This is a genomic window from Amycolatopsis acididurans, from assembly GCF_012328925.1.
Taxonomy (GTDB): domain Bacteria; phylum Actinomycetota; class Actinomycetes; order Mycobacteriales; family Pseudonocardiaceae; genus Amycolatopsis_E; species Amycolatopsis_E acididurans.
The window spans coordinates 1-25,151 of the sequence record NZ_JAAXLS010000072.1; the positions used below are offsets into that span (position 1 = coordinate 1).

The 25,151-nt window shown below is 69.6% G+C and carries 31 protein-coding genes; 22 read left to right on the forward strand and 9 right to left on the reverse strand.

Features of this window, described 5'->3' with window-relative positions:
• Positions 1 to 59: 59 nt before the first annotated feature.
• From HFP15_RS39510 to HFP15_RS39530, 5 genes are all read left to right on the forward strand, one after another.
• Complete coding sequence (locus HFP15_RS39510) at positions 60 to 836, forward strand: alpha/beta hydrolase (RefSeq protein WP_168523263.1); 777 nt, start codon at positions 60 to 62, stop codon at positions 834 to 836.
• On the forward strand, positions 833 to 2,035 hold the full coding sequence (locus tag HFP15_RS39515) for an alpha/beta hydrolase (protein WP_312871977.1): 1,203 nt from the start codon (positions 833 to 835) through the stop codon (positions 2,033 to 2,035). Before HFP15_RS39510 ends, HFP15_RS39515 begins: the two co-directional genes overlap by 4 nt.
• Before the next feature lie 172 nt (positions 2,036 to 2,207).
• Positions 2,208 to 2,609, forward strand: coding sequence for a hypothetical protein (locus HFP15_RS39520; protein WP_168523266.1), 402 nt, complete (start codon positions 2,208 to 2,210; stop codon positions 2,607 to 2,609).
• 33 nt (positions 2,610 to 2,642) lie between these two features.
• Positions 2,643 to 2,963 carry an ArsR/SmtB family transcription factor gene (locus HFP15_RS39525; RefSeq protein WP_168523268.1) on the forward strand — a complete coding sequence of 107 codons (321 nt, stop codon included), beginning with the start codon at positions 2,643 to 2,645 and terminating at the stop codon, positions 2,961 to 2,963.
• The gene (locus HFP15_RS39530) at positions 2,960 to 3,475 is read left to right on the forward strand and encodes an SRPBCC family protein (protein ID WP_168523270.1); all 516 of its coding nucleotides are present in this window, start codon (positions 2,960 to 2,962) and stop codon (positions 3,473 to 3,475) included. The genes HFP15_RS39525 and HFP15_RS39530 overlap by 4 nt, the downstream gene beginning before the upstream one ends.
• Before the next feature lie 19 nt (positions 3,476 to 3,494).
• On the opposite strand, the gene HFP15_RS39535 is transcribed toward HFP15_RS39530, so the two are convergent.
• Positions 3,495 to 4,385 (reverse strand): hypothetical protein, encoded by an 891-nt coding sequence (locus tag HFP15_RS39535; protein ID WP_168523272.1) that lies wholly within the window; start codon positions 4,383 to 4,385, stop codon positions 3,495 to 3,497.
• 156 nt (positions 4,386 to 4,541) lie between these two features.
• On the opposite strand from HFP15_RS39535, the gene HFP15_RS39540 reads away from it, so the two are divergent.
• The 5 genes from HFP15_RS39540 to HFP15_RS39560 are packed head-to-tail and all read left to right on the forward strand — an operon-like array spanning position 4,542 to position 7,795.
• Positions 4,542 to 4,853: a lycopene cyclase domain-containing protein gene (locus HFP15_RS39540; protein WP_168523274.1), complete on the forward strand. Its 312-nt coding sequence runs from the start codon at positions 4,542 to 4,544 to the stop codon at positions 4,851 to 4,853.
• The gene (locus HFP15_RS39545; RefSeq protein WP_168523276.1) at positions 4,850 to 5,161 is read left to right on the forward strand and encodes a lycopene cyclase domain-containing protein; all 312 of its coding nucleotides are present in this window, start codon (positions 4,850 to 4,852) and stop codon (positions 5,159 to 5,161) included. The genes HFP15_RS39540 and HFP15_RS39545 overlap by 4 nt, the downstream gene beginning before the upstream one ends.
• Positions 5,158 to 5,838, forward strand: a complete 681-nt coding sequence (locus tag HFP15_RS39550) for a class I SAM-dependent methyltransferase (protein WP_168523278.1) — start codon at positions 5,158 to 5,160, stop codon at positions 5,836 to 5,838. Before HFP15_RS39545 ends, HFP15_RS39550 begins: the two co-directional genes overlap by 4 nt.
• A complete protein-coding gene (locus HFP15_RS39555) occupies positions 5,835 to 7,328 on the forward strand; it encodes an FAD-dependent oxidoreductase (RefSeq protein ID WP_168523280.1) in 1,494 nt (497 codons plus the stop codon). The genes HFP15_RS39550 and HFP15_RS39555 overlap by 4 nt, the downstream gene beginning before the upstream one ends.
• Positions 7,328 to 7,795: an MSMEG_6728 family protein gene (locus tag HFP15_RS39560; RefSeq protein WP_168523282.1), complete on the forward strand. Its 468-nt coding sequence runs from the start codon at positions 7,328 to 7,330 to the stop codon at positions 7,793 to 7,795. The genes HFP15_RS39555 and HFP15_RS39560 overlap by 1 nt, the downstream gene beginning before the upstream one ends.
• Here HFP15_RS39560 and HFP15_RS39565 read toward each other — a convergent pair.
• The gene (locus HFP15_RS39565) at positions 7,762 to 8,730 is read right to left on the reverse strand and encodes a DUF5914 domain-containing protein (protein ID WP_168523284.1); all 969 of its coding nucleotides are present in this window, start codon (positions 8,728 to 8,730) and stop codon (positions 7,762 to 7,764) included. The genes HFP15_RS39560 and HFP15_RS39565 overlap by 34 nt on opposite strands.
• 60 nt (positions 8,731 to 8,790) lie before the next feature.
• On the opposite strand from HFP15_RS39565, the gene HFP15_RS39570 reads away from it, so the two are divergent.
• A complete protein-coding gene (locus HFP15_RS39570) occupies positions 8,791 to 9,795 on the forward strand; it encodes a glycoside hydrolase family 172 protein (RefSeq protein ID WP_168523286.1) in 1,005 nt (334 codons plus the stop codon).
• Positions 9,796 to 9,868: 73 nt separating this feature from the next.
• The gene (locus tag HFP15_RS39575) at positions 9,869 to 11,953 is read left to right on the forward strand and encodes a transglycosylase domain-containing protein (protein ID WP_312871978.1); all 2,085 of its coding nucleotides are present in this window, start codon (positions 9,869 to 9,871) and stop codon (positions 11,951 to 11,953) included.
• A 4-nt stretch (positions 11,954 to 11,957) separates the two neighbouring features.
• Here HFP15_RS39575 and HFP15_RS39580 read toward each other — a convergent pair whose 3' ends face one another.
• From HFP15_RS39580 to HFP15_RS39590, 3 genes are all read right to left on the reverse strand, one after another.
• Positions 11,958 to 12,356, reverse strand: coding sequence for an alpha/beta hydrolase-fold protein (locus HFP15_RS39580; protein ID WP_312871979.1), 399 nt, complete (start codon positions 12,354 to 12,356; stop codon positions 11,958 to 11,960).
• A 195-nt stretch (positions 12,357 to 12,551) separates the two neighbouring features.
• Positions 12,552 to 13,211 (reverse strand): HAD family hydrolase, encoded by a 660-nt coding sequence (locus HFP15_RS39585; protein ID WP_168523290.1) that lies wholly within the window; start codon positions 13,209 to 13,211, stop codon positions 12,552 to 12,554.
• A gap of 22 nt (positions 13,212 to 13,233) precedes the next feature.
• On the reverse strand, positions 13,234 to 14,169 hold the full coding sequence (locus HFP15_RS39590; RefSeq protein ID WP_168523293.1) for a TauD/TfdA dioxygenase family protein: 936 nt from the start codon (positions 14,167 to 14,169) through the stop codon (positions 13,234 to 13,236).
• A gap of 250 nt (positions 14,170 to 14,419) precedes the next feature.
• Between HFP15_RS39590 and HFP15_RS39595 the strand changes: the two genes are divergently transcribed.
• Positions 14,420 to 14,827, forward strand: a complete 408-nt coding sequence (locus HFP15_RS39595; RefSeq protein ID WP_168523295.1) for a type III secretion system chaperone family protein — start codon at positions 14,420 to 14,422, stop codon at positions 14,825 to 14,827.
• 71 nt (positions 14,828 to 14,898) lie between these two features.
• On the forward strand, positions 14,899 to 15,141 hold the full coding sequence (locus HFP15_RS39600) for a hypothetical protein (RefSeq protein WP_168523297.1): 243 nt from the start codon (positions 14,899 to 14,901) through the stop codon (positions 15,139 to 15,141).
• On the opposite strand, the gene HFP15_RS39605 is transcribed toward HFP15_RS39600, so the two are convergent.
• Complete coding sequence (locus HFP15_RS39605) at positions 15,120 to 15,518, reverse strand: DUF5313 family protein (RefSeq protein WP_312871980.1); 399 nt, start codon at positions 15,516 to 15,518, stop codon at positions 15,120 to 15,122. The genes HFP15_RS39600 and HFP15_RS39605 overlap by 22 nt on opposite strands.
• Before the next feature lie 49 nt (positions 15,519 to 15,567).
• On the opposite strand from HFP15_RS39605, the gene HFP15_RS39610 reads away from it, so the two are divergent.
• The gene (locus tag HFP15_RS39610; RefSeq protein WP_168523301.1) at positions 15,568 to 16,014 is read left to right on the forward strand and encodes a MarR family winged helix-turn-helix transcriptional regulator; all 447 of its coding nucleotides are present in this window, start codon (positions 15,568 to 15,570) and stop codon (positions 16,012 to 16,014) included.
• A gap of 1 nt (position 16,015) precedes the next feature.
• On the opposite strand, the gene HFP15_RS39615 is transcribed toward HFP15_RS39610, so the two are convergent.
• Positions 16,016 to 16,993, reverse strand: coding sequence for an aldo/keto reductase (locus HFP15_RS39615; RefSeq protein ID WP_168523303.1), 978 nt, complete (start codon positions 16,991 to 16,993; stop codon positions 16,016 to 16,018).
• Positions 16,994 to 17,068: 75 nt separating this feature from the next.
• On the opposite strand from HFP15_RS39615, the gene HFP15_RS39620 reads away from it, so the two are divergent.
• From HFP15_RS39620 to HFP15_RS39650, 7 genes are all read left to right on the forward strand, one after another.
• The gene (locus HFP15_RS39620; protein WP_376768931.1) at positions 17,069 to 17,740 is read left to right on the forward strand and encodes a DUF998 domain-containing protein; all 672 of its coding nucleotides are present in this window, start codon (positions 17,069 to 17,071) and stop codon (positions 17,738 to 17,740) included.
• A gap of 93 nt (positions 17,741 to 17,833) precedes the next feature.
• Positions 17,834 to 18,595 carry a 3-oxoacyl-ACP reductase FabG gene (gene fabG, locus HFP15_RS39625; protein WP_168523305.1) on the forward strand — a complete coding sequence of 254 codons (762 nt, stop codon included), beginning with the start codon at positions 17,834 to 17,836 and terminating at the stop codon, positions 18,593 to 18,595.
• 5 nt (positions 18,596 to 18,600) lie between these two features.
• Entirely contained in the window at positions 18,601 to 19,053 is a 453-nt protein-coding gene (locus HFP15_RS39630; protein ID WP_168523307.1) for a MaoC family dehydratase, read from the forward strand.
• A 79-nt stretch (positions 19,054 to 19,132) separates the two neighbouring features.
• On the forward strand, positions 19,133 to 20,155 hold the full coding sequence (locus tag HFP15_RS39635) for a phosphotransferase family protein (protein WP_168523309.1): 1,023 nt from the start codon (positions 19,133 to 19,135) through the stop codon (positions 20,153 to 20,155).
• On the forward strand, positions 20,155 to 21,363 hold the full coding sequence (locus HFP15_RS39640) for an acyl-CoA dehydrogenase family protein (RefSeq protein ID WP_168523310.1): 1,209 nt from the start codon (positions 20,155 to 20,157) through the stop codon (positions 21,361 to 21,363). Before HFP15_RS39635 ends, HFP15_RS39640 begins: the two co-directional genes overlap by 1 nt.
• The gene (locus tag HFP15_RS39645) at positions 21,360 to 22,541 is read left to right on the forward strand and encodes an acyl-CoA dehydrogenase family protein (protein ID WP_168523312.1); all 1,182 of its coding nucleotides are present in this window, start codon (positions 21,360 to 21,362) and stop codon (positions 22,539 to 22,541) included. The genes HFP15_RS39640 and HFP15_RS39645 overlap by 4 nt, the downstream gene beginning before the upstream one ends.
• Positions 22,538 to 23,644, forward strand: a complete 1,107-nt coding sequence (locus tag HFP15_RS39650; protein WP_168523314.1) for an acyl-CoA dehydrogenase family protein — start codon at positions 22,538 to 22,540, stop codon at positions 23,642 to 23,644. Before HFP15_RS39645 ends, HFP15_RS39650 begins: the two co-directional genes overlap by 4 nt.
• A gap of 22 nt (positions 23,645 to 23,666) precedes the next feature.
• Here the strand turns inward: HFP15_RS39650 and HFP15_RS39655 are convergent, their stop codons facing one another.
• On the reverse strand, positions 23,667 to 24,254 hold the full coding sequence (locus tag HFP15_RS39655; protein WP_168523316.1) for a TetR/AcrR family transcriptional regulator: 588 nt from the start codon (positions 24,252 to 24,254) through the stop codon (positions 23,667 to 23,669).
• Positions 24,255 to 24,337: 83 nt separating this feature from the next.
• Complete coding sequence (locus tag HFP15_RS39660) at positions 24,338 to 24,979, reverse strand: acetate uptake transporter (RefSeq protein WP_168523318.1); 642 nt, start codon at positions 24,977 to 24,979, stop codon at positions 24,338 to 24,340.
• Positions 24,980 to 25,151 lie beyond the last annotated feature (172 nt).

Consider the following 25,151-nt stretch of genomic DNA (forward strand, 5'->3'; position numbering starts at 1 on the left):
TGTGTATAAGAGACAGGTCCCCGGCCGCCCCGATGCCCGCCGCCGGTACCGTCACCACGGTGACCATCCCGGCCACGACGTCGGGGTTCCAGGCGCGCGAGGCTCACCTGTACCTGCCGCCCGCCTACCGGGCCGGGCAGGGCACGCCGCTGCCGGTGCTCGTCATGCTCTCCGGCGTGCCCGGCGACACCGGCGACTGGTTCGCCGCCGGCGACCTCGCGGCCCGGCTCGACGCCTACGCCGCGGGCCACGACGGTCTGGCACCGATCGTCGTCGCCCCGGACGACACCGGCGCCGGCGACGAGGACCTGCTGTGCATGGACAGCCCGCTGGCCAAGGTCGACACCTACCTCAGCCAGGATGTGCCGCGATGGGTCGGCACGCAGCTGCATGCCGACCCGGACACCGCGCACTGGGCCGTCGGCGGGCTGTCCTACGGCGGCACCTGCGCCTACGAACTCGCCGTCCGCCACCCCTCCCTGTTCCCCACCTTCCTGGATTTCTCCGGAGAGAACCGCCCCATGCACGACACCGTCGCCCAGGCCATCGACGACGTCTTCGCCGGTGACGCCGACGCCTACGCACGCCAGGATCCGCTGGCGATCCTGGCCCACACGTCCTTCCCGTCCTCGGCCGGTGTGCTCGCGGCCGGGGACGAAGACGAGCCCTACCATGGAGAACAACAGGAGGTGCTCGCCGCCTGCCGCCGCGCCGGGATGTCCGTGCAGTGGCGGGAACTGCCCGGCGGGCACGAATGGTCGCTGTGGACGCGTTTCTTCCAGGATTCGCTGCCCTGGCTGGGACACCGGCAAGGGCTGGACGGAGCGGCCCGGTGAACGTGGACCTGGTCGATCCCCAGGTGCCCGGCGACGTCGCGCGCCATGCCCGCGAGATCGGCCCGCTGGAATCACCGCTGATCTGGATCACGCTGGCCGTGCTCGCGGGCCTGGCGGTGATCGCCGCGATCCTCGTCCGCACGCGCCGCCGCCCCCGCCGCGCCGCGATCGTCACCGCCGTGTGCTGCGCGCTGCTCGCCGGAGTCACCGGGCTCAACACCTACGTCGGGTACGTCCGCACCGGTCACGACCTCGGCCGGGTACTCGAACGCGGCGGCGGTCCGATCGCCGCGCTGGGGCGGACGCTCGACGACGGCCACGACGAGACGACCTCCTCCGGCGATTCGCGCCGCCGGCAACCCGTCGTCCCGGCCGACGGGCCGGGTGCCCCGGCGATCGAGACGCTGAACCTGCCCGATCCGGCCGACGGGGTGCCCGCGAGCAAGACCTTCGTGCTCCTGCCGCCCGGTTACGGCGACCCGGCCGAAGCCACGCAGCACTATCCCGTCGTGTACCTCGTGCACGGCTATCCCTACGGCACCGCCGAGGACTGGCTCACCGCGGGTGACGCGCCGGGAACCCTGCGCCTGCTGAACAACGATCACGCGATCAAGCCGATGATCGTGGTCAGCGTGGACCTCACCGCCGGCCAGGTCAGCCGGGACTGGGAGGGGCTGAACGTGCCGGGCGGGCCGCAGCTGGAGACCTACCTCGGCCGCACCGTCCTGCCCGCGATCGACGCGCGGTACCGCACGATCGCCGACCGGGACCACCGGGCCCTCGGCGGCATGTCCGGTGGCGCGTTCGCCGCGCTCAACATCGGGTTGCACCACGTCGACGAGTTCAGCGTGCTGCTGCTCGCGCTGCCCTACGACGAACTCGGCGACGACGCGGGCCTGGTCCGGGGCGACCCGCAGCGCCTGCGGGAGAACACCCCGCGGACGTACCTGGCGACGATGCCCTTCCCCAGCCGGGTCTCGGTCCTGCTCACCGCCGGTGCCGGCGCACCGACGGACGTCGCGACCGCACGGCGGATCGCGGCCGCGTTCCAGGCGCGCGGGCAGGAGGCGGTCGCGCACGTCGAGCCGGGGTTCAACCACACCTGGCACACCGCGCGAGCGACGTTGCCGCACATGCTGATGTTCGCGGACCAGGCGTTCGACCGCGCGACCACGGCACTCACCGCCGCGCTGCACTGACTCCGGCGGCCCGGCGGCCGCTCTCCGCCCGGTCGGCCCCTGCCGGCGCGGAAATCCCCCGGCCCGGCCGTTTCCGGGCACACGTGGTCACTCTTCAGTGTTGACGTTGCGGCGCGCTCCTTCCGCAACGCCGCGCGGTGTGGTTCCCTCACCTCTTCCCGAGGAGCACGCCTTGATCAAACAGCTGAGCGCGGCCGAGCCATGGGCCGCCGCGCGAACCGGGCACATGGTGACGATCGCGGCACCCGCGCCGCCGGGGCCGTGGCCGCTGCTGGTGTGGCCGGGGCGCGGGCTCGGCATCCTCGACACGCACCTTCCCGCGTTCTACGAAGCGATCGCCACGGTCATGAAACAGCCGACCTATCCGCACGCGCTCGGCTCGCGGGCGGCATCGGCATGGTCCGCCGTCCGCCTCGATGCCGAAGAAGGCTTCGCCTACCTGAGCGGCCCGGCGCGCTCCGGCCGGACCGCCATCGGGTACCGGCCCGCTCGTGCGGTCACGGTCGCGGTCGCCGACGTGCGGCAGCTGCGCATCCGGATCGCCGCGTATCTCGGCGAGAGCGGCCGCCTGTAGACACGTGACCATTTGGTCACCTATTCTGGTCTCGTGACGGACGACGACCGGGTCTTCAAGGCACTGGCCGACCCCACCCGTCGCTTCCTGCTCGACCTGCTGTTCGCGCGTGACGGCCGCACGCTCTCCGAACTGGAGTCCGAGCTGGAGATGACGCGGTTCGGCGTGATGAAGCACCTGCGCGTGCTCGAGGAGGCCGATCTCGTCATCGCACGCAAGTCCGGGCGGGAGAAGCGGCACTTCCTCAATCCGGTGCCGATCAGGTCGATCCACGACCGCTGGATCGACAAGTACACCGAGCGCCAGACAGCCGCGCTCACCGAACTGAAAACGGAATTGGAGCAAGAACCATGACGACGGCACAGACCGTGGTGACCACGCAGGTCTACCGGATCTACATCAAGGCCGAGCCGCAGCGGGTGTGGGAGGCGATCATCAAGCCGGAGTGGACCGACCGCTACGGCTACGGCGGCCTCACCGACTACGACCTGCGCCCCGGCGCGAAGTTCGCGACGCGCCCGAGCGAGGCGATGGTCAAGGCCAGCCAGGAGATGGGCTACCCCTGTCCCGAGTCGATCATCGACGGCGAAGTCATCGAAGCCGATCCGCCGAGAAGGCTGGCATTGTCGTGGCGGATGCTGATGGACCCCGGCGTCGCGGCCGAGGGCTTCACCCGGCTCACCTACGAACTGACCGAAACCCCCGGCGGCACGAAACTCACCGTCATCCACGAACTGGACAACGCACCGAAGCTGGCCGCGCTGGTCGCCGGTGAGAACGAGGAGCAAGGCGCCGGGGGCGGCTGGCCGTGGATCCTGAGCGACTTGAAGTCATTGCTGGAGACCGGAACGACGCTGGCTGGATAGTCCGGAAAGGACGGAGACCTCACGGCAGGCAGGTGTGTGCGTCGTTTCTCAGTCGCGTCGCCGCGGCCAGGGTCAGTGCCAGTAGCACCGACACCAGTTCCTGTTCCCCCGGTGCCTGGTCGGCCAGTTCCGCGTCGATGCGTTCCAGTGCGCCGCTCGCCGCGTGGCGCACCACCCGTGCCGCGACGACCGTTGCCCGTTCCGCGCCGGGGGCGGTCGTGGGGTCGTCGTGTTCGCTCAGGGTCCTGGCGCCGCCGTGGGTGGTGACAGTGACCGGCTCCTGCGCCCGTCCCTGCCCCAGCACCAGGGCGAAAGCGGCGATCGCCTGGTGACGGGTGCGGCGGTCCGGCAGTTCGCGGTGCACCTGGCGGGTCAGGTCGAACGCCAGGCGCATCGCCGGGCGGTCTCGCTGCCGCCAGCCCTGCGCGACGAGACCGGTCAGCGCGCTGATCAGACCAGGGCAGCCCGCTTCCTCCGCGGCTTCGATGAGCATGCCCCGCGCGACCAGGTAGTGCGAGGGCAGGATGTCCTCGGGCAACGACTTCGCGATCGTGGTGAGCATGATTCTGGCGAACGGGACCTGCAGCGCCCACGGCCACGAAACCACCTCGGCCACGAAAGCCTCCAGGCTGCGTGTCCTGCGTTCGTGCGCGTAGTCCAGGAAATGTTCGATCGCGACAAGCCATTCGCTCATGTCGCGCCGCCACAGCTCGTCGACCATCTCGGCCGCCAGATCCTCCGGCGTGACGGTGACCAGCAACCGCACCCACAACGCGAGCAGTTCTTCGTGGTGCGAGCTTTCCCGCAGCACCGCCTCGAGCCGGCCGTATGCCGTCCCGCGCACCGCAGTGGCGCACTGGTCGGCGGTCCTGGCCACCTCGACGACGGTGTCCACTTCGTGCTCGACCATGCGCACCGGCTTTCTTCGGGAGCCTGAAGGTGCAGCGTATAACTCAATATTGAATTTCGTAACCCACCGTCGCGGGTGAACACGCGTGGTTTCCCTCGCGCCGAATACGGGCAGTACTGAACAGGCGAGGTCGATCTCCGCGAAAGGGCCGAAACGATGGACAGAATGCAGTACCTGCTGTTACTCACCGCGTGCGTGGTGGTCACCCTGCCGCTGGAGCTGACCGGCACCCGCGTCTACCGCCAGCCCGGCAGGCTCGCGCGCGCCGTCCTGCCCGCGGCGCTGATCTTCCTCGTCTGGGACGTCCTCGCGATCACGGCCGGCGTCTGGACCTACAACCCGCGCTACCTGCTCGGCGTTGACCTGCCCTTCGCGGTCCCGCTGGAGGAAGCGCTGTTCTTCCTGGTCATCCCGCTGTGCGGGCTGCTGACCTACGAGACCGCCGAGCGCATGCTGGCCCGCCGATGATCGGCTACACGCTGCCCGCCGTCGCCTCGGTACCCGCGGTCGCCGCCGTCGAGCTGCTGTGGCTGCGCACCGGCCTGTTCCGCCGCCCTGCCTACTGGCTCACGATCGGCATCGTGCTCGCCTTCCAGATCGGGGCCGACGGGTGGCTGACCAAACTGTCCGCGCCGATCGTCGAATACAACCCCGCCCAGTTCACCGGCGTCCGGTTTCCCTTCGACATTCCCGTCGAGGACTACCTTTTCGGCGTCAGCCTGATCACGCTGACACTGCTGCTGTGGACCCGGCAACGGGAAAGGACGATCTCGTGAGTGTGCCCGCCGCCTTCGACCAGGACTCCCGCGTCTACGACCGGCTGGTCGGGCTCAACCCCGGCTACCACGCCCACCTGCGCCGCTCCGCCGCCGCGATCCCGCCGCAGGCCCGCCGCGTGCTCGACGCCGGATGCGGCACGGGCGCCTCCACCCGCGCCGTCCTCATGGCCGTGCCACACGCGCGGATCGAGGCCGTGGACGCCTCGGCGGGAATGCTCACCGAGGCCCGCCGCAAGCGCTGGCCGGACACGGTCGCCTTCACGCACAGCCGCATCGAGGACCTCGGTGAGGCCGGGATCACCGGCCCGTTCGACGCCATCTTCGCCGCCTATCTGGTGCGAAACCTCCCCGAACCGGACGAAACCCTCGTCGCACTGCGGAAACTGCTCCGTCCGGGCGGGACACTCGTCGTGCACGAGTACAGCGTCGCCGACAGCCGCGCCGCGCGTCTGGTGTGGACGGTCGTGTGCTGGCTGGTGATCATCCCGCTGGGCAGGCTGTTCAGCGGAAACGCGGCCCTGTACCGGTACCTGTGGCGCAGCGTGCTGCGCTTCGACGGGGTGCGCGCGTTGTCCGCACGGCTGCGACGCGCCGGATTCGCGGCGGTGCGGACGCAGACGATGACCGGCTGGCAACGTGGCATCGTGCACACCTTCACCGCCGAGGCGCCATGAGCGACCGCCGACGAGTCCACCATCCGGCGCGTCCCGGATTCGCCCATGCCCGCGAGCTGGACCGCCTACCACGTGCCGTCGTGGTGGGCGGCGGAATCGCCGGGCTGACCGCGGCGACGGCGCTGGCCGAGCGCGGCGTCGCGGTCGAGGTGCTCGAACGCGAGCAGTACTGGGGCGGCCGGGTCGGTGGCTGGACGACGACGCTGTCCGACGGCACCACGACCGGGATGAGCCGCGGCTTCCACGCCTTCTTCCGCCAGTACTACAATCTGCGTGCGCTGTTGGGCCGCGCGGAACCCGAGCTGATGCCGCTGACGGACTATCCGCTCGTCGACGAGCACGGCCGTACCGACACCTTCCGCGGCATCCCCAGTACGCCGCCGTGGAACGCACTGGGTTTCGCCTTGCGCAGCCCCACGTTCAGCGTCGCCGACCTGTTCCGGGTCAACGCGCGCGCGGCGCTGGATCTGGTGAACGTGACCGTGCCCGGCACCTACGAGCGGCTCGACGCGATGGACGCGGAGTCGTTCCTCGCGCGCGTCCGCTTTCCCGAAGCCGCGCGGCATCTGGCGTTCGACGTGTTCTCGCGCAGCTTTTTCGCCGCCCCCCAGGAACTTTCGGCCGCCGAGCTGGCGGTGATGTTCCACCTGTACTTCCTCGGTTCCGCCGAGGGCCTGCTGTTCGACGTGCCCCGCGCGCCCTTTCACACCCTGTGGTCGCCGCTGGTGTCCCATCTTCGCGGCCTGGGCGCCGAGACCCGCACCGGCGTGGCGGCGACGGCGATCGAGCGGCGGGCTGGCGGGTTCACCGTGCACACGCGCGACGGGACGCACGAGGCCGACGCCGTCGTGCTCGCACTGGACCTGCGCGGCCTGCGCGATCTCGTGGCCGCCTCACCTGGGCTCGGCACCGAGGCGTGGCGCGCGCAGATCGCCGAACAGCGCACTGCCCCACCCTTCGTCGTGCGCAGGCTGTGGCTCGACCGTCCGGTGCGCGCCGACCGGCATCCGTTCCTCGCCACCGGCGGCCTGCCCCCACTGGACAACATCAGCGTGCTCGATCGCTACGACGCCGACGCCGCGGCGTGGGCGCGCGCGTCCGGAGGTTCGGTGGTGGAGCTGCACGCCTACGCCTCGCCGGGCGAGGACGTGCCCGCCCGCCTGCTGGACCGCCTCCGCGAACTGTATCCGGAGACCAGGGACGCGAAGCTGGTCGACGATCGCGTCGAACGGCGCGAGGATTGCCCGCTGTTCGCGCCGGGTACCTACTTCCGGCGTCCCCCGGTCCTCACCCCGGTGCCGGGCCTCGCGCTCGCGGGCGACGGGGTGCGCGCCGACCTGCCGGTCGCGCTCATGGAACGAGCCGCGACCACCGGCTGGCTGGCCGCGAATCACCTGCTCGGCGGCTGGGGGGTGGCCGGCCATCCACTGACGACCGTGCCCACCAGTGGCAGGCTCGCGATGTTCCGCGCACTGGCGAAGGTGATGTGATGCAGACGTTCCTGCCGTACCCCGATTTCACCGCGAGCGCGCGGGTGCTCGACACGCGACGGCTCGGCAAGCAACGGGTCGAGACCCTGCAGGTGCTGCGCGCGATCACCGTCGAAGGCTACGGCTGGCGGCATCATCCCGCGGCGAAGATGTGGCGCGGCTACGAGGAAGCGCTCACCCGGTACGGCCTGCAGATGTGCGAGGTGTGGTGTGCGCAGGGGCGGGCCGACACGTGCGCGGACAAGCTGCGCGAGGACCTGACGCGTGCCACGGGCCTGACCGTCGTGCGCACCGAACCCGTCCTGTCCGAGGCCGGGGACATGCCGAAATGGCTGGGCGACGAGGATTTCCATCGCAGTCACCAGTCGGCACTGGTGCGCAAGGATCCCGGGCACTACGGCCGGTGGTTTCCCGGCGTGCCCGACGATCTGCCCTATCTCTGGCCGGATTCCGACCGCAGCGCGTAGCGGCGTTCGGCGTAGGCGAGGTCGTCACGCCACAATCGAGTGGCGGCTCGCCGCATCAGCGGGCGCAACAGCGGGGAAACCTTGCTGGCGATAGCGAAACCCGGCCGTTGCGACGTGGCGACCACGGCCTCCAGCACCGCCGTGCGCGGCCTGCCGTCCTGGCCGCGGCCGAGCGGGGTCGCGTGGGTCTCCACCACGCTACCCGCGCCCTCCCCGTCCACAATGGACATCGTGACGGTACGCGGGTCCGGGCAGCTGAACTCCGCGCGCACCGGCACCCCGATCCGGCCGCCGAGCCGGAAGGTCACGTCGACGACGAACTTGTCGTCCTCCTCGGTGGGCGTGCTCACGACATCGAGGTTGGCGAACGAGTAGGGATGAAACCACGCGCCGTGCCAGGGGTCGAGCCGGTTCGCCACGATGTCGCCGGGTTCGCACACGCCGACCAGCCTGGTCACCGCGGACACACTGCCGGGCAGCGCGGGCCGGGGCCCGAGCACCGGTTCGGGCAGCGCGGCCTCGTCCGCGCCGTCCAGCCGGACCCACACGAGCACGCCGTCGTCGTGACCGGGCAGCGGTTCCCAGCCGGAGCGGCTGTTCTTGCCCACCGGCAGGCCGTGCCAGCGGCACACGACCGCGTCACACACGATCTTGCCGTCGGCCAGCGACGCGCCGAGATGCGGGCATTCGCCGGGCCCGACGATCAGCGCTGCGTCGCGGTCGCGCCACGCCACCAGCTCACGGCCCGCGACCCGGGTGCCCAACGGCCGCGAGCCCCGCACGTCCGCGCTGGCCGCGAACGCGTACCAGTTGCCGGACGGGCGCGCTTCGGCGCGCTTGGCCGCCGACGCGATCAGCTCCGGCACGGCCTGCGCGAACGTCGGCCGGAGTACCTTGCGCGGCACGCGCTGGACCGGCCACCTCTGCTTCGCCACGGGCCAGGATTATCCCACTCCGGCTCGTGATAAACCACGCGAGAAAGTACCGTCGCGACCATGGCGGAGATCTGGCAGCTGCGCGAGGCGGTCACCCGTTCGGTCAGCCCCGAGAACTTCACCGGGGCGAAGGGCGCCGGCGGGATGGCCACCGAGGGCACCGGTGCGGGCGCGGCACGTGAACTGGGCCGGGGCTGGAAGGTTTCGCCGTCCATCGACCTGGCCGCCGGTGCCACCGCCACCCTCGCCGATGTCGCGGGCCCCGGTGTGGTGCGCCACATCTGGCTCACCACCGACCGTTCCCGGCTGCGGCAGCTGGTGCTGCGCATGTTCTGGGACTCCCGCGACACACCCGCCGTGGAAGTGCCGCTCGGCGATTTCTTCTGCAACGCCTGGGAAGAGCTGGCGCTGCTCGATTCGGAGATGATCGTGGTGCTGCCCGCGGGCGGGCTGAATTCCTACTGGCCCATGCCGTTTCGCGAACGTGCCGTGATCACGCTCGAGAACACCAGTGGCGGCGGCGTACCGGTGTATTACCAGGTGACTTACACGGGCGAGGAACTTCCGGAGAACACGGCGTACCTGCACGCCGCCTGGCATCGTTCCCACCCGCTCGGCACGCCCGCGGTGCACACGATCCTGCGAACGCGCGGCCGCGGTCACTATGCCGGAACGTATCTGGCGATCTCGCCGGGCGCGTCCGGCTGGTGGGGTGAAGGCGAGGTGAAGTTCTTCCTCGACGGTGACGAGGAATTCCCCACGATCTGCGGCACCGGTACCGAGGACTACTTCGGCGGCGCCTGGAACTTCGACATGGGAGGCCACTACGTCGGCTACTCGACCCGCTTCCTCGGCCTGCCCCAGATCCTGCCGCCGGACAAGATCTACCAGGCACGGCAACGTTTCGGCCTGTACCGCTGGCACGTGCCGGATCCGATCACGTTCGATTCCGACCTGCGGGTGAGCTTGCAGGCGCTGGGCTGGCAGTCCGGCGGACGTTACCTTCCGCTGGAGCGGGCCGACATCGCGACCACCGCCTTCTGGTATCAACAGGCACAGGCTTAGGAATTCCGGACTGCGGGTACAGCAGCAGAAGAAGCTGTCGAGGGAGGTCGTTTTCGTGCGCCGTGGTGCGGCTGTGAGCAAGCTGGCCGGCTTGTGCCTGCTTGCCGGGATTCTGGTGGCAGGGCTGATTTTTCCGGCCGCCGGCGGGCTGGGTGCCCTGTCCAACCAGGTCAGCGCCGCGGTGCCGGAGATGGCGCGGCAGCTGCTCAACACACCGGCACCACAGGTCACCCAGGTGACCGCGGCCGACGGCAGCCCCATCGCCACGCTGTACGACCAGTACCGGCTACCCGCGCGGTACGAGGACATCTCGGATCCGATGAAAGCCGCCGTGTTGTCCATTGAGGACAGGAATTTCTTCTCCGAAGGCGCGATGAACCCCCGTGCGGTGGTGCGTGCCGTGCTGAACAACGCGGGCGGCGGCAGCACACAGGGTGCGTCCACGATCACGCAGCAGTACGTCAAGAACTACCTGATCAACGTGCTGGACCGCAACGATGCCAAGTCGCAGGAGGAGGACCGCTCGGACACGATGGCGCGGAAGCTGCGTGAGGCGCAGCTCGCGGTGATCGTGGACCGGTCGCAGAGCAAGCAGCAGATCCTCGCCAACTACCTGAACGTGGTCTCCTACGGCAACCAGACCTACGGGGTCGGCGCCGCCGCGCGGTACTACTTCGGCGAAACGCCCGACAAGCTGAGCATCGCCCAGTCCGCGATGCTCGCCGGAATGGTCAACAACCCCAGCCGGTACAACCCCTACACCTATCCGCAGGAAACACTGCAGCGGCGCAACGTCGTGATCGACGCGATGGCCGCCGCGAAGTCGATCACGCCGGAGCAGGCTGCCGCCGCGAAGGGGGAAGCCCTTGGCGTGCAACCGGAAAAGTCCGCGCCTCCGGCCAGCTGCTACGCCGCCGCGCCCGACTCCGGTTTCCTGTGCGACTACGCCGTGGACTACCTGGAGAAGGCCGGGCTGAGCCAGGAGCAGATCAAGTCCGGCGGCTACACGATCCAGACCACTTTGGACCCGCGGATCAGCCGCGCCGCCAAGGACGCCGCCGACCGGCGCGTGCCCAGCACCCAGCAGGGCGTGGCGAATCCGTTCGTGATCGTCAAACCCGGCCAGAGCTCGCACGACGTGGTCGCGATGGTGTCCAACCGGTCCTACGGCACCGACGCCCACGCCGGGGAGACCAGCTACAACCAGCCGGCCAACGTGAGCGTGCCCTTCGGCGCGGGCTCGGTGTTCAAGCTGTTCACCACGGCCGCGGCGATGGAGAAGGGCACCGCGGGCCTGTCGACCCCGCTGCCCAATCCCGGCGCGCAGTGCTTCCCGGTGCCCGGCAGCAGGTCCTGCGCGACCGTGCACAACGACGGCGGCTACCCCAATCCGATCCCGCTGCGGGATGCGCTGGCCACCTCGCCGAACGTCGCGTTCACCGACCTCGAACTGCGGACCGGTATGCCGGATGTGATCGCGACGGCCGCGAAACTGGGGCTGCGGCAGACCATGCGCACCAACATGCACGGCGACTCCCCCGGCCCGGCGCCGGACGGCGCGAGCGTGCCCTCGACCTACACGCAGCCGCAGGACCAGTTCAACCAGGGCAATATCGCGTTCACGCTGGGCTTCAGCCCGTTCAGCCCGCTGGAGCTGACGAACGTGGCCGCCACGCTGGCCGACCACGGCCGCTGGTGCCCGCCGAATCCGATCAAACAGGTCACCGACCGCTACGGGACGCCGGTGCCGATCGCCCAGCAGCCGTGTGAGCAGGTCGTGCCGCCGGGGCTGGCGAACACCCTCGTGCAGGGGCTGGGCAACGACGTCAAACCCGGTGGTACGTCGGCGGAATCCGCCCAGGCGGCGCGCTGGACGCGGCCCACGGCCGCGAAGACCGGGACGACGCAGGACAACGAGTCGGTGGCGTTCCTCGGGATCACCAACTCCTACGCCGCGACGTCGGTGGTGTATGCCGACGGCTCGCACCCCGGCACGATCTGCGCGACGAACCCGCCGGTGATCCAGAACGGCTGCAAGGGCGCGTTCGGTGGCACCATCGCCGCACCCACGTTCTACGACGCGCTGGGCCAGGTGCTGGGCGGCCAGCCCGCGCAACCGCTGCCCCCGGCCGATCCGAAGTATCTCGCTGCCCGGTGAGGGTTCACCGCGCGAGGCGTTCGGCGAGCCAGCGCCGCCACACCTCGGGCAGCAGTTCGCCGGTGACCTGGTCGAACGGCAGTTCCGGGGTGCCGTCCTCGCGGGCGGAAAAGCACGCCGCGACACCGAGGGTCATCAGCAGTGTCGCGTCGTCGGGTTTGGTGAACGCCGTGCGTGAGCGGAAATCGTCCCACCAGCGCAGGATGTCGTGGTCGTAGTCGCGCAGGACCCTGATGATCTTGCCGAACTCCGGAATATAGCACAGTTCGTAGAGAGCGTCCCCGGCGTGCGTGGCCAGCGCGCCGAACAGGTCCGGGCGCAGCATCGGGGTGATCATCGCGCCGAAGCCGCCGGAGGATTTTCCCGTGATGGCGCGGCCACGCGTCGACGTGGACGACGACACAGCCCGGCGCGCCGTCGGCGAACACGGCGTCGGCGGTCTCGATGAACGGCTGCCGGAACGGCGTGCGGTTGGCCCACATCGAGACGTGCCCGGTGTACCCCCTGGATCACCTAGACCGACGGGTAGCGCGCGGTGGAGTCGTCCCAGTCAAGCACGCCCGGCAGGCTCGCGCCGCCGGTTCGTCCCGGAAAACCCTTACTCCGCCCGGGTAACCGGCAACCGGGACAGGTCCGCGCGCAGCTGGTCCAGGTCGTCGTACACCCGGGCGGCGCCGTTGTCGATCAGCTCCTGCTCGCCGAAACCACCGGTGCGCACCGCCACGCACGGCAGCCCGATGCGTTTCGCGGCCTGGCAGTCCCACACCGAATCGCCGACCACGACGGCCTCGTCCTCACCCGCCTTGGCCAGTGCGGCCTGGATGAGGTTCGGCTCGGGTTTGGTCGCCGACACGTCCGCCGAAGTGGTCCAGCCGTGTGCCAGCTCGCGCGCGTCGAGCAGATCGAGGTAGCGGTCGACGTGGTCCGGTTTGCCGGAACTGGCCAGCACGACGGTGTATCCGGCGCGGACCGCGTCCTCCAGCAGCCGACGCGCGCCGTCGATCACGCAGACCTCTTCCAGCAGCCCGTCGACCTCCTTCTTCCACGCCGCGCGGACGGCGTCGCCGAGTTCCTCCTCGACGCGCCGCCCCGCGACGGCGGGCACGAGCTGGTCACCGCCCATACCGATGGCACGGTGGATGCGCCACACCGGCACCGTCACGTCCGACCGCCGGAACGCGCGGAACCACGCCAGTGCGTGGTGGTAGTTGGTGTCGACCAGGGTGCCGTCCACATCGAGCACCAGTACGGAAGCCATACCGCACTGGTTGCCCGCGCGGTCAGCCTTGAAACGGCCGGTCACCCGCGATGGCGACCCGTTCGGCGACGCGGACCTCCGGCGCGTAGTCGTTGACCGCGTAGTGCTGCGTGGCGCGGTTGTCCCAGAACGCCACCGCGTTCTCCGTCCAGCGGAAGCGCACCTGGAATTCGGGCACGTGCGCCTGCGCGAACAGCAGCCGCAGCAGCCGGTCGCTCTCGTCGCGGTCGAGGCCGACGATGTGGGTGGTGAACGCGGGGTTCACGAACAGCGTCCGCCGTCCCGTCTCGGGATGGGTGCGCACCACGGGATGCTCGACCGGCGGGAACTCGTCTTGGCGCGCTGCCAGGAAATCCGCCTCGCTGAACCGCTGGAACCCGGGCACGAAGTCGTGCACCGCGCGCAGGCCGGTGATGCGTTCGCGGACGCCGGCGGGCAGATTGTCGTATGCGGCGGCCATATCGGCCCACATCGTGTCGCCGCCGATCGAGGGCACCCTGACCAGCCGCAGCACCGACCCGAGCGCAGGGTTGGGCCGGAACGTCACGTCGGTGTGCCAGATGTTTTCGAACCCGGGCATCGCCGCGCTGCGCGAGAACCGGGTCACCTCGTCGGAATCGCCCTTCGGCAGCAACGGGTTGGTCTCCAGCGGCCCCCAGTTCCGGGCGAACGCGCGCTGCTGCGCGGGCGTGATGTCCTGGTCGCGGAAGAACAGCACCTTCCACTCCAGCAAGGCGCGGTTGAGCTCCGCGCGCAGCGGCGCGGTCAGCGGTTTCGCGAGGTCGACGCCGTCGATCTCGGCACCGATGACCCGGCCGAGCGGCCGCAGGCCGAACTGCTCGTAGGGCCGCTCGTCGGCGCCTTCGGGCAGGCGGCGCAGGACGCGCGGGCCTTCGACGATGGACTCGTCGGGTACCTGGGCGTGCCGGAGCGCGGGCGCGGCAAAGTCCACAGACATGAAGAATCTCCTTGCTGCGTAAGGGAAATGAATGGCGACGCGGACGTCAGCCCGGCGGAGAGCCGAGGCGGCCGCGGCGCAGCAGCAAGGCGACTACGCCGGCTCCCACGGAATGTGAAGGAACGCAGCGATTCGGCATACGAAGATGATCACCACACAACCCCGGAGTCGTCAAGCTGTTCCGCTACCCGGGACCTGGCGGGTGTGCTTGACTTCTCAGGCGACCGCAACCGGCTTGGAAAGGGACCTCGTGGCGACCTGGCGCGAACTCCAGACGTTCATCCGGCAGTCCTACCGCGTGATCCGGGACGAACCCGAGGAGATCAGGATCCGGCTCCGCTTCCGCAGGGATGCCGACGAGGAAGAACGCACCCAGATGGTCGTGATCGCCCGCGAGGTGCTCGACAAGCGCGAGGAATGGGTGCAGATCGCCACGCCGTTCGCCCGCGCCGACGAGGTCGACCTGCGCGCCGTACTGGCCGAGATCGGGCACACCACCGTCGTCGGCGGCGCGGTCATCATGGGCGACTGGATCGTGCTGCGTCATTCGCTGCCGCTGGTCAACCTCGACATCAACGAGTTCACCGACCCGCTGGAACTGGTCACCGGAGCGGCCGAGACCCTGGAAGAGCAGATCACCGGCCGCGACGACTACTGATGGCAGGATTTTGACGCAACCGTGCGGCTCTGCCACTCGTGTTCGCGCCCCGGCGCGCGGACCCTTGAGGCATGAGCAGGCACTTCATGGCCCGGTTCCGCGAATTCCTGGCCACCCAGGCCGAACTGGCCGAACGCCAGGCCCTGCTGAACAGGCCGTGGGAAGAGGAGTTCACGCACTGGGGCGCCGACGGGCGACTACACGGTCATCTGCCGCCGCCGCGCGGCAAGCCCCGGCACGCGACCACGCGCGGGGGCTGGTGTCCCGGGCTGCGAATGTCCACTGAGGACGATCACTCGATCGGCGTCCGGTAGCGCGCGAGATAGCGCTGGCGGGCGAGTTCGTCCTCCTCGGCGTGCGCCTGCCTGCGCATCCGTTTGCCCGTACCGCGCGGATACCCGTGCTTGGCGAGCCGGTTCTCCGCGGCTTCCTCCATGTAGACGAACGAATAGAAGTAGCCGACGAGGCCCGCCATCAGCACCAGCAGCAGGCGCAGCCACAGCGGGCCGGGAAGCAGCAACCACACCGCCATCAACGGCCCGAGCAGCACCGTGGTGCGCGCGGCATGACGCAGGACCCACGTCCGGGACGTGGTGTCGTGCAGCACCCATTCGCGGCACCCGTCGGGCAGCCTGCCGCCGAGGGAGTACCAGATCCATTGCGCCGGGTTCGGGCGCTGCCTCTCGCTCACGGTCACGACACTAATATTTAGCGTGCTAACGAAGCCAGCGGAGGTGACCATGGCGACGATCGACCTCGGTGAAGATCCGCTCGCGCTCGACCGGCAGGTGTGTTTCGCGCTGTCCGTCGCCGCCCGCAGCGTCATCGCCATCTACCGGCCGCTGCTCAAGCCCTACGGCCTGACCCATCCGCAGTACCTGGTGCTGCTCGCTTTGTGGGACACCGCGCCGCGCACCGTGAGGGACCTGTGCAAGACGCTGCGGGCCGAACCGGCCACGCTGTCCCCGCTGCTCAAACGGCTCGAGACGCTGGGCTACATCTCGCGCGAGCGCGACCGCGCCGACGAGCGCGCGCTGCGGATCGACCTGACGGAGGCCGGCCGCGGGCTGCGCAAGGAAGCCGAGAAGATCCCCTACCGCGTCGTGGAGGAACTCGGCATGGAGGTCGCCGAACTGGAAGCGCTGCACAAGGCGCTGGGCCGGGTCATCGCCGCGACCGAACGGTGAGTCACCAGCGGTCGTGCACCTGCGCCCGGATGCGCCGGTCGTAGAGGTCGCGCACGGCCTCCAGCGTCGCCTCCGGCAGCGGCGCCAGCCCGGCGGCGGCAGCGTTCGCGCGGGCCTGTTCCGGGGAGCGGGCACCGGGGATCACCGAGGTCACGCCCGGCTGCTGGATGATCCACCGCAGTGCGGTCTGCGCGGACGTGGCCTCCGACGGCGCGAGCCCGGCGAACTCGGCGGCGGCCTCGACGCCGGTCGCGAAGTCGACACCGGCGAACGTCTCACCCTGGTCGAAGGCCTCGCCGTGCCGGTTGAACGTGCGGTGGTCGTCGGCCGCGAAGACGGTGTCCTTTGTGTACCGTCCGGACAGCAGCCCGGACGCGAGCGGAACCCGCGCGATGATGCCGACGCCCGCCTCCGCCGCGGCGGGCAGCACCCGCTCGAGCGGCTTGCGGCGGAACGGGTTGAGGATGATCTGCACGCTCGCGACCCCGGGCCTGGCGATCGCGGTCAGCGCCTCGTCGCAGGTTTCCACGCTCACGCCGTACGCGGCGATGCACCGTTGCGCCACCAGCGTGTCGAGCGCGTCATAGACCGGGTCCATCGCATAGACCGGCGTCGGCGGGCAGTGCAACTGGACGAGGTCGAGGGTGTCCACGCCCAGGTTCTCGCGTGAGCGGTCGGTCCAGGCGCGGAAGTTGTCCAGCGTGTAGTTCGCGGGATCCAGGCTCGCGCGCCGGCCCATCTTGGTGGCCACGAAGATGCCCGGGTGCTCGCGCAGGTACGCGCCGATGAACTTCTCGCTGCGCCCGTCGCCGTACACGTCGGCGGTGTCGAAGAAGGTGACACCGGCCTCCACGGCCGCGTCGAGCACCGCACGCGCCTCGTCCTCGCCGACGGTGCCCCAGTCGGCCCCGAGCTGCCAGGTGCCGAGTCCGACGACCGACACGTCGCGGCCGGTCCTGCCCAGGGTTCGCTGTTCCATACGGCCAGCCTAATCACGCGCGCGGTGGGCCCGATCCTCAGCGAACCCTCACGAAGCGCCCGTAACCTGGTGATCGTGAGCGCGACGTCCGAGGCCATCCCCACGACCACCGCAGGCCGTGCGCCCGGCCTGCTCGGGCTCGCGTCGATCGCGGCCATCGTCGTGGGCGCCGCGCTGATCCTGCTGCTGCAGTTCATTCCGCCGACCGACGCGATCAGCCCGATGCGGCGCACGATCAGCGAGTACGCGCTGTCGGCCAACAAGTGGATCTTCGACGCGGCGGTGGTGCTGATCGCCGCGGCGAGTGCCCTGCTGTTCACGCTGCACGTGCTCCACCGGAGCCTGCGGGCCTTCTCCCCCGCCGTCGTCTGCGGCGCACTGTGGACGGTCAGCCTGCTGGTGATCGTCGCGTTTCCCAAGACCGACTGGGCGGTGGGCCCGAGCGTCGGCGGCATGATCCACCGGTACGCGAGCGTGGCCGGCTTCCTCTGCCTGCCGGTCGGGCTGCTGCTGGCCTCGCGCGCGGTGTTCGCCCGCCGCACCGGGTGGTTGTGGACCGCACGCGTCCTGAGCCTCACGTCACTGGCGTGGTTCGGGGTGATCCTCACCGGTGTCGCCGTGATGCTCACCGGCGGCGGGCCATGGTGGACGTTCGTGCCGCTCGGCCTCGTCGAACGGCTGATGGCGGTCAACGAACTGCTCGCGATCGCGACACTGGCGGTGCCGCTACTACGCTCGCCCGAGTGACATGAGCTACACCACACAGCCGGGGTAAGCTGTTGGCGGTAGCTTTCTAAGCGCTCGCTTAGCCAAGCGCACTCAACGCTGAGGAGGAAGCACGTGACCGAATCCCACTCCCGTGTCGCGATCGTCACCGGAGCCGGCCAGGGCATCGGCGCCGCCGTCGCCCGCAAGCTCGCCGCCGACGGGTTCGCCGTGGCACTGCTGGACCTGAACGAGGCCAACGTCAAGCAGGGCGCCGAGGCCATCGTCTCCGGCGGCGGCAAGGCGATCGGCGTCGGACTGGACGTGTCGGACACCGAGCAGGTCGAGGCCGCTGTCACCCGCGTCGCCGAGGAACTCGGGGCGCCCACCGTGCTGATCAACAACGCCGGGATCACCCGCGACAACCTGATCTTCAAGATGACCGACCAGGACTGGGACGCCGTGCTCGGCGTCCACCTGCGCGGCTCGTTCCTCATGACCCGGGCCACCCAGAAGTACATGACCCAGCAGAAGTGGGGCCGCATCGTCAACCTGTCGTCCACGTCGGCGCTGGGCAACCGCGGCCAGGTCAACTACTCCGCGGCGAAGGCCGGTATGCAGGGCTTCACCAAGACCCTCGCCATCGAGCTCGGCAAGTTCGGCGTCACCGCGAACGCGATCGCCCCGGGCTTCATCGCCACCGACATGACCGCCGCGACCGCCGAGCGCCTCGGTGTGTCCTTCGACGACTTCAAGGCCGCCGCGGCCAAGGAGATCCCGGTGCAGCGCGTCGGCACGCCCGACGACATCGCCAACACCGTGTCGTTCCTGGTCAGCGAGGGCGCGGGCTTCGTCTCCGGCCAGGTCATCTACGTCGCCGGCGGACCGAAGGACTGATCGCGATGCGCACCTTCGAGAACATGGACGAGCTGGCCGCGAACGTCGGCAAGGAGATCGGCGTCAGCGAGTGGCACACGGTCACCCAGGAGCAGGTCAACACCTTCGCCGACGCGACCGGTGACCACCAGTGGATCCACGTCGACGTCGAGAAGGCCAAGCAGGGCCCCTTCGGCGCGCCGATCGCGCACGGGTTCCTGACCCTGTCGCTGCTGCCGTTCCTGGGTTCGCAGACCTACAAGGTCGACAACATCAAGATGGGCATCAACTACGGGCTGAACAAGGTCCGGTTCCCGCAGCCGGTCAAGGTCGGGGACAAGGTCCGCGGCCGGGCCGAACTGGCCGAGGCCTCGGACGTGCCGGGCGGCAAGCAGTTCGTCACGCGCTGGACGATCGAGATCGACGGCGTCGAGAAGCCGGCCTGCATCGCGGAGTTCGTCACCCGCATGCTCGGCTGAGATCAGGCCGTGGCGGGCGGCGCACTGACGCTACGGTAGGACATACCGACTGGTCGGTACCGGAACGAAGGAGATCCCCGTGTCCCAAGAAGACCCGCCGGGCCTCGACCTGGCCAGGCTGCGTGCCTATCTCGACGAGCAGGCGCCCGGTCTGGTCGCCGGCCCGCTGACCGGCGAGATCATCGAAGGTGGCCGGTCGAACCTGACCTACATCGTCGGCGACGGCACCACGCGCTGGGTCGTGCGCCGCCCGCCACTGGGCCACGTTCTGCCGACCGCGCACGACATGGGCCGCGAGCACAAGGTGATCAGCGCGCTGGCGCCGACGAGGGTGCCGGTGCCGGAAACGATCGCGCTGTGCCAGGACACCGAGGTGCTGGGCGCGCCGTTCTACGTGATGGAGTTCGTGGCCGGCAAGCCCTACCGCTCCGCCGAGGAGCTGACGGTACTCGGCCCGCAGCGCACGAAGGCGATCGCGGACAAGCTCATCGACACCCTGGTGGACCTGCACGCGGTGGATCCGGCCGAGGTCGGGCTCGCCGATTTCGGCCGCCCGGAAGGCTTTCTCGAACGGCAGCTGCGCCGCTGGAAGAAGCAGCTGGACTCCTCGCGCAGCCGCGACCTCGAGGGTGTCGACCAGCTGCACGACCGTCTCGCCAGGGCGGTCCCGGTCTCCGGCCCGCCGGCGATCGTGCACGGCGACTACCGGCTGGACAACGTGCTCGTCGATTCCTCGGACGAGATCAGGGCGGTACTGGACTGGGAGATGTCCACGCTCGGCGATCCGCTCACCGATCTCGCGCTGCTGGTGGCCTACGCCGAGCGAGAGAAGGTCAACCTGGAGGTCGTGTCCAACGTCAGCTCCGCGCCCGGCTATCCCACCACCGACGAGGTCATCGCCCGCTACGCCGCCAGTTCCTCGCGCGACATCTCCGCGCTCAACTGGTACGTCGGGCTCGCGTTCTTCAAACTGGCCGTGATCCTCGAAGGCATTTACTACCGATTCAGCCACGGCCAGACCGTGGGCGCCGGTTTCGAGCAGATCGGCGCCGCGGTCGTCCCGCTCATCCGCCTCGGCAACGAAACCCTCAAGGACCAGTGATGGACTTCGCCTTTGACGCACGCACCGAGGAACTACGCGGCACGCTGCTCGAGTTCATGGACTCGCACATCTACCCGGCCGAGCCGGTGTTCGACGAGCAGCTCGAACAGCGCACCGATCCGTGGTCGGCGCCGCCGATCGTGGACGAGCTCAAGGCCGAGGCACGCAAGCGCGGCCTGTGGAACTTCTTCCTGCCCGGCGAGCACGGCGCGGGCCTGACCAACCTGCAGTACGCGCCGCTGGCGGAGATCACCGGCCGCAGCCCGCACCTCGCGCCGATCGCGCTCAACTGCGCCGCGCCGGACACCGGCAACATGGAAGTCCTCGCGATGTTCGGCACCGAGCAGCAGCGCAAGCAGTGGCTGCAACCGTTGCTGGACGGGGAAATCCGGTCGGCGTTCGCGATGACCGAGCCCGATGTGGCCTCCTCCGACGCGCGCAACATCTCCACCAGCATCAAGCGCGACGGCGACTCCTACGTCATCAACGGCCGCAAGTTCTACATCACCGGCGCGATGAACCCGAAGTGCCAGATCTTCATCGTGATGGGCAAGACCGATCCCGACGCCGAACCGCACCGGCAGCAGAGCCAGATCCTGGTGCCGCGCGGCACCCCGGGGCTGACGGTCGAGCGCGGCATGAAGGTCTTCGGCTACGACGACAGCTCGCACGGCGGGCACGCCGAGGTCGTCTTCGACAACGTGCGGGTGCCGGCGGAGAACCTCATCGCCGAGGAGGGCGACGGGTTCGCCATCGCGCAGGCACGGCTCGGCCCCGGCCGCATCCACCACTGCATGCGCTCCATCGGCGTCGCCGAGCGCGCGGTCGAGATGATGTGCCGCCGCACCCTGGGCCGCAGCACCTTCGGCAGGCCGATCGCCGACCAGGGCGTGGTGCAGGACTGGATCGCCGAGTCGCGGGTGCGCATCGAGCAGTTGCGGCTGCTGGTGCTCAAGACCGCGTGGCTGATGGACACCGTCGGCAACCGCGGCGCGCACACCGAGATCCAGTCGATCAAGATCGCCACCCCGCTGACGGTGGAGTGGATCCTGGACAAGGCCATCCAGGCACACGGCGCGGGCGGCCTGTCGCAGGACTTCCCGCTCGCGGAGATGTGGGCGAGCATCCGCACGCTGCGGTTCGCCGACGGTCCGGACGAGGTGCACAAGCGTTCCCTGGCACGCCGAGAGCTGAGGCAGTACAAGTGAGCACACCCGAAGAGCTACGTGGCAAGGTCGGCGAGTTCCTCGCCGCACACGATCCGAAGACCACCGACCGGCTGGAGTTCCTGCGTGCCCGGTTCGACGCGGGACTGGCGTGGGTGCACTACCCCGAAGGTCTCGGCGGCCTGAACGCGCCACGTGCGCTGCAGTCCGTTGTGGACGCCGAGTTCGCGAAGGCGGGCGCTCCCGACAACAACCCGAGGCGCATCGGCATCGGCCTCGGCATGGCGGCGCCCACGATCCTCGCGTTCGGCAGCGAGGAGCAGAAGAAGCGCTATCTTCGTCCACTGTGGACTGGCGAGGAGGTGTGGTGCCAGCTGTTCTCCGAACCCGGCGCGGGCTCGGACCTGGCGGCACTGGGCACCCGTGCGGTGCGCGACGGAGATCACTGGGTCGTCGACGGGCAGAAGGTGTGGACCTCGGTCGCGCACATCGCCCGGTTCGCGATCCTGGTCACCCGCACCGACCCGGACGTGCCCAAGCACCGCGGCATGACCTACTTCATCTGCGACATGACCGACCCCGGTGTGGACGTGCGGCCGTTGCGGCAGCTGACCGGCGAGGCCGAGTTCAACGAGGTGTTCCTCTCCGGCGTGCGGATCCCGGACGCCAACCGGCTGGGCGCGGTCGGCGAGGGCTGGAAGGTCGCGACCACGACGCTGATGAACGAGCGCGTCGCGATCGGCGGCAATGCGATGCCGCGCGAGGGCGGGCTGATCGGCATGGTCGCCGGCACCTGGCGTGAGCGTCCGGACCTGCGCACCCCCGACCTGCACGAGCGGCTGGTGCGGCTGTGGGCCGAAGCCGAGGCCACCCGCCTGGCGGGCACCCGGTTGCGGCAGCAGCTGGCCGCCGGTCATCCCGGGCCGGAGGGTTCGGCGATGAAGCTGGCGTTCGCGCGGTTGCAGCAGGCCCTGACCGGCCTGGAGGTCGAACTGGCCGGCGAGGACGGGCTGCGCTACGACGACTGGACGATGCGCCGTCCGGAGAAGGTCGACATGCTCGGCCGCGAGCCGGGCTACCGCTATCTGCGGGCGAAGGGCAATTCGATCGAGGGCGGCACCTCGGAGGTGCTGCGCAACATCATCTCCGAACGTGTCCTGGGGCTGCCCTCCGAACCCCGCGTGGACAAGGATGTCGCCTGGAAGGACCTGCCGCGGTGACCGATCTGCTGTATTCCGACGTCGAAGAGGACCTGCGTGCCAGCGTCCGCGATCTGTTCGCGGACAAGGCCGACGCCGCGTCCCTGCTCGCGCGCATCGAGAGCGAAGAGCCCTACGACCTGAAGCTGTGGCGCACGGTCGCCGGCGAGCTGGGGCTGGCCGGACTGCACGTGCCCGAGGAGCTGGGCGGGCAGGGCGCCTCCACCCGCGAGCTGGCCGTGGTGGCCGAGGAACTGGGCCGCTCACTCGCGCCGGTGCCGTTCTTCGGCAGCGCGGTACTGGCCACCTCGGCGCTGCTCGGCTGCGACACCTCCGCGGACGCGGTGTCCGGGCTGCTGCGCCGGCTCGCGACGGGCGAGACGATCGGCGCGCTCGCCGTGCCGCTGGCCACCTGGCCCGGTTCCGCCTTCCCCACGGCCGTTTCCGCCACCGACGGTGTCCTCAATGGACAGATCGGACTGGTGGCGGACGCCTCGGTGGCCGACGTGCTGGTGGTCGCGGCACAGACGCCGGAGGGACCCGCCCTGTACGCGGTGGACGATTTCACCACGGCCGAGGCGACCTCGCTGGATCTGACCCGCAGGCTCGCCGACGTCACGATTTCCGGCGCCTCGGGCACCCTGCTCGCCTCGGGTGAGCAGGCGGCCGCGGCGCTGAACCACGCGCTGACCGTCGGGGCGGGGCTGCTCGCGTCCGAACAGCTCGGCGTGGCGCAGTGGTGCCTGGACGAGACAGTGGCCTACGTCAAGCAGCGTTACCAGTTCGGGCGGCCGGTCGGCTCGTTCCAGGCGCTCAAGCACCGGCTCGCGGATCTGTACCTGGAACTGGTCACGGCACGGGCGAGCGCCCGCTACGCCGCCGACATGCTCGCCGGTGGCGACGACGACGTTCCGGTCGCCGTGGCGCTGGCGCAGTCGACGTGCGGGGGTGTCGCGGTGCACGCGGCGGAGGAGGCGATCCAGCTGCACGGCGGGATCGGCATGACCTGGGAGCATCCGGCGCACCTGTATCTCAAGCGGGCCAAGAGCGACGAGATCGCGCTGGGCACGCCGGGCAGGCACCGCGCCGCGCTGGCGGGTCTGGTGAACCTGCCGCCGGCCTGATGTGGCGACGCCGATCTGCTGTTCAGGCCCGCAGGCCGTCGAGCAGCAGATCGGCGTAGTGCTCGGCGACCTGGCGGGCGGAGAGCTCGCCGTCGTCGCGGTACCAGGACCCGAGGTGGTGCACCGAGCCGAAGAAGAAGTCGACCACGATGTCGGCCGGTTTGTCCCCGCGGAACACGCCCGCGCGCTGTCCCTCCTCGATCAGCGACCGGAAACGCTCGTGATAGCCGCGCCGCTCGGCCCGCACCGAGCGGCGTTTCTCCGGGCTGAGCAGGTGCATCGACTGCATGAAGATCGTGGTGTCGTCGAGGTTCTCGATCGTGCTGACCACGACGTCGGCGGCGGCCCGCCGCAGCCGCTCCAGCACCGGCGCTTCGGTGGTGGCCACCTTTTCCAGCTGCTCGGTCTGCAGGCGCAGCACCCGGCCGTAGATCTCGGAAAGCAGGTCGTCCTTCGAGCCGAAGTAGTGATACATCGCGCCCTTGGTCACCCCGGCGGCGGCGACGATCTCCTGCACCGAAGTGCGGTCGTAACCACGCTGCGCGAACAACCGCGTCGCCGCCGACAGCAGGCGGCGCGGAACGGTTTCCTCCGACGCGTCGTGGGCCATTTCCCCAGCATACCGACCGGATGGTTTACACAACGACGCTGACCCGGCGCGAGGGCCGGGTCAGCGTCGGTACGGGCTGGTGATCAGCGGGCGGTCAGCGGCACCACCGGCAGGATCGTCCGCTTGAACGTGCTGTTGGTGACGCTCGCGAAGGACGCGTACCAGGCGAGCACCGCGGTGACCAGTCCCAGCCAGCCACCGATCTTGGCGGTGCTGTCGGAGCCGGAGAGCTCACCGATCGTCAGGAACAGGAACGTCAGGAACAGCAGAAGGAACACGCCGATCAGCGCGACGCTCGTGCGCAACGACGCGATCGTCATGTAACCGGTGAAGATCGTGAACACCAGCAGGAACATGCCGGTCGCGGTCGCCGCCTGGTCCTTCGGGATCTTGTCCGCGAACTGCCAGACGTAGAAGGCGAACGCGAGCCAGAACGGCCCGTAGGTGCCGAACGCCGTGGCGCCGAAGGTGTTGTTCTTGCGGAACTCCCACATGCCGGCGAGCAGCTGCGCGAGACCGCCGTAGAACAGCGCGAGCGGCAGTACCACCGGCTCGATCGACTTGGCGACCAGACCCGCGTTGACGGCGCTGAGCACGAACGTCGTGGCGGCGAATCCGGCGAGGCCGAGCGGGCCGGGGTCGGCGATGTGTTTCGTCGGGTCAACAGGCTGTACAGCCGAGCCACCCGAGGTGACGGTGGTGCGGCCGGTGTCCGTTGAGGACATCTTCCCTCCCTGGGTCCTAAAAGGATTGTTCAGTCTTCTGCTTTGCCGGACTTGAGTCCGGTGGAGATGAGGTCCATGACGCTGGAGTCGGCGAGGGTGGTGACGTCGCCGATGGCGCGGTTTTCGGCGACGTCGCGTAGGAGGCGGCGCATGATTTTGCCGCTGCGGGTTT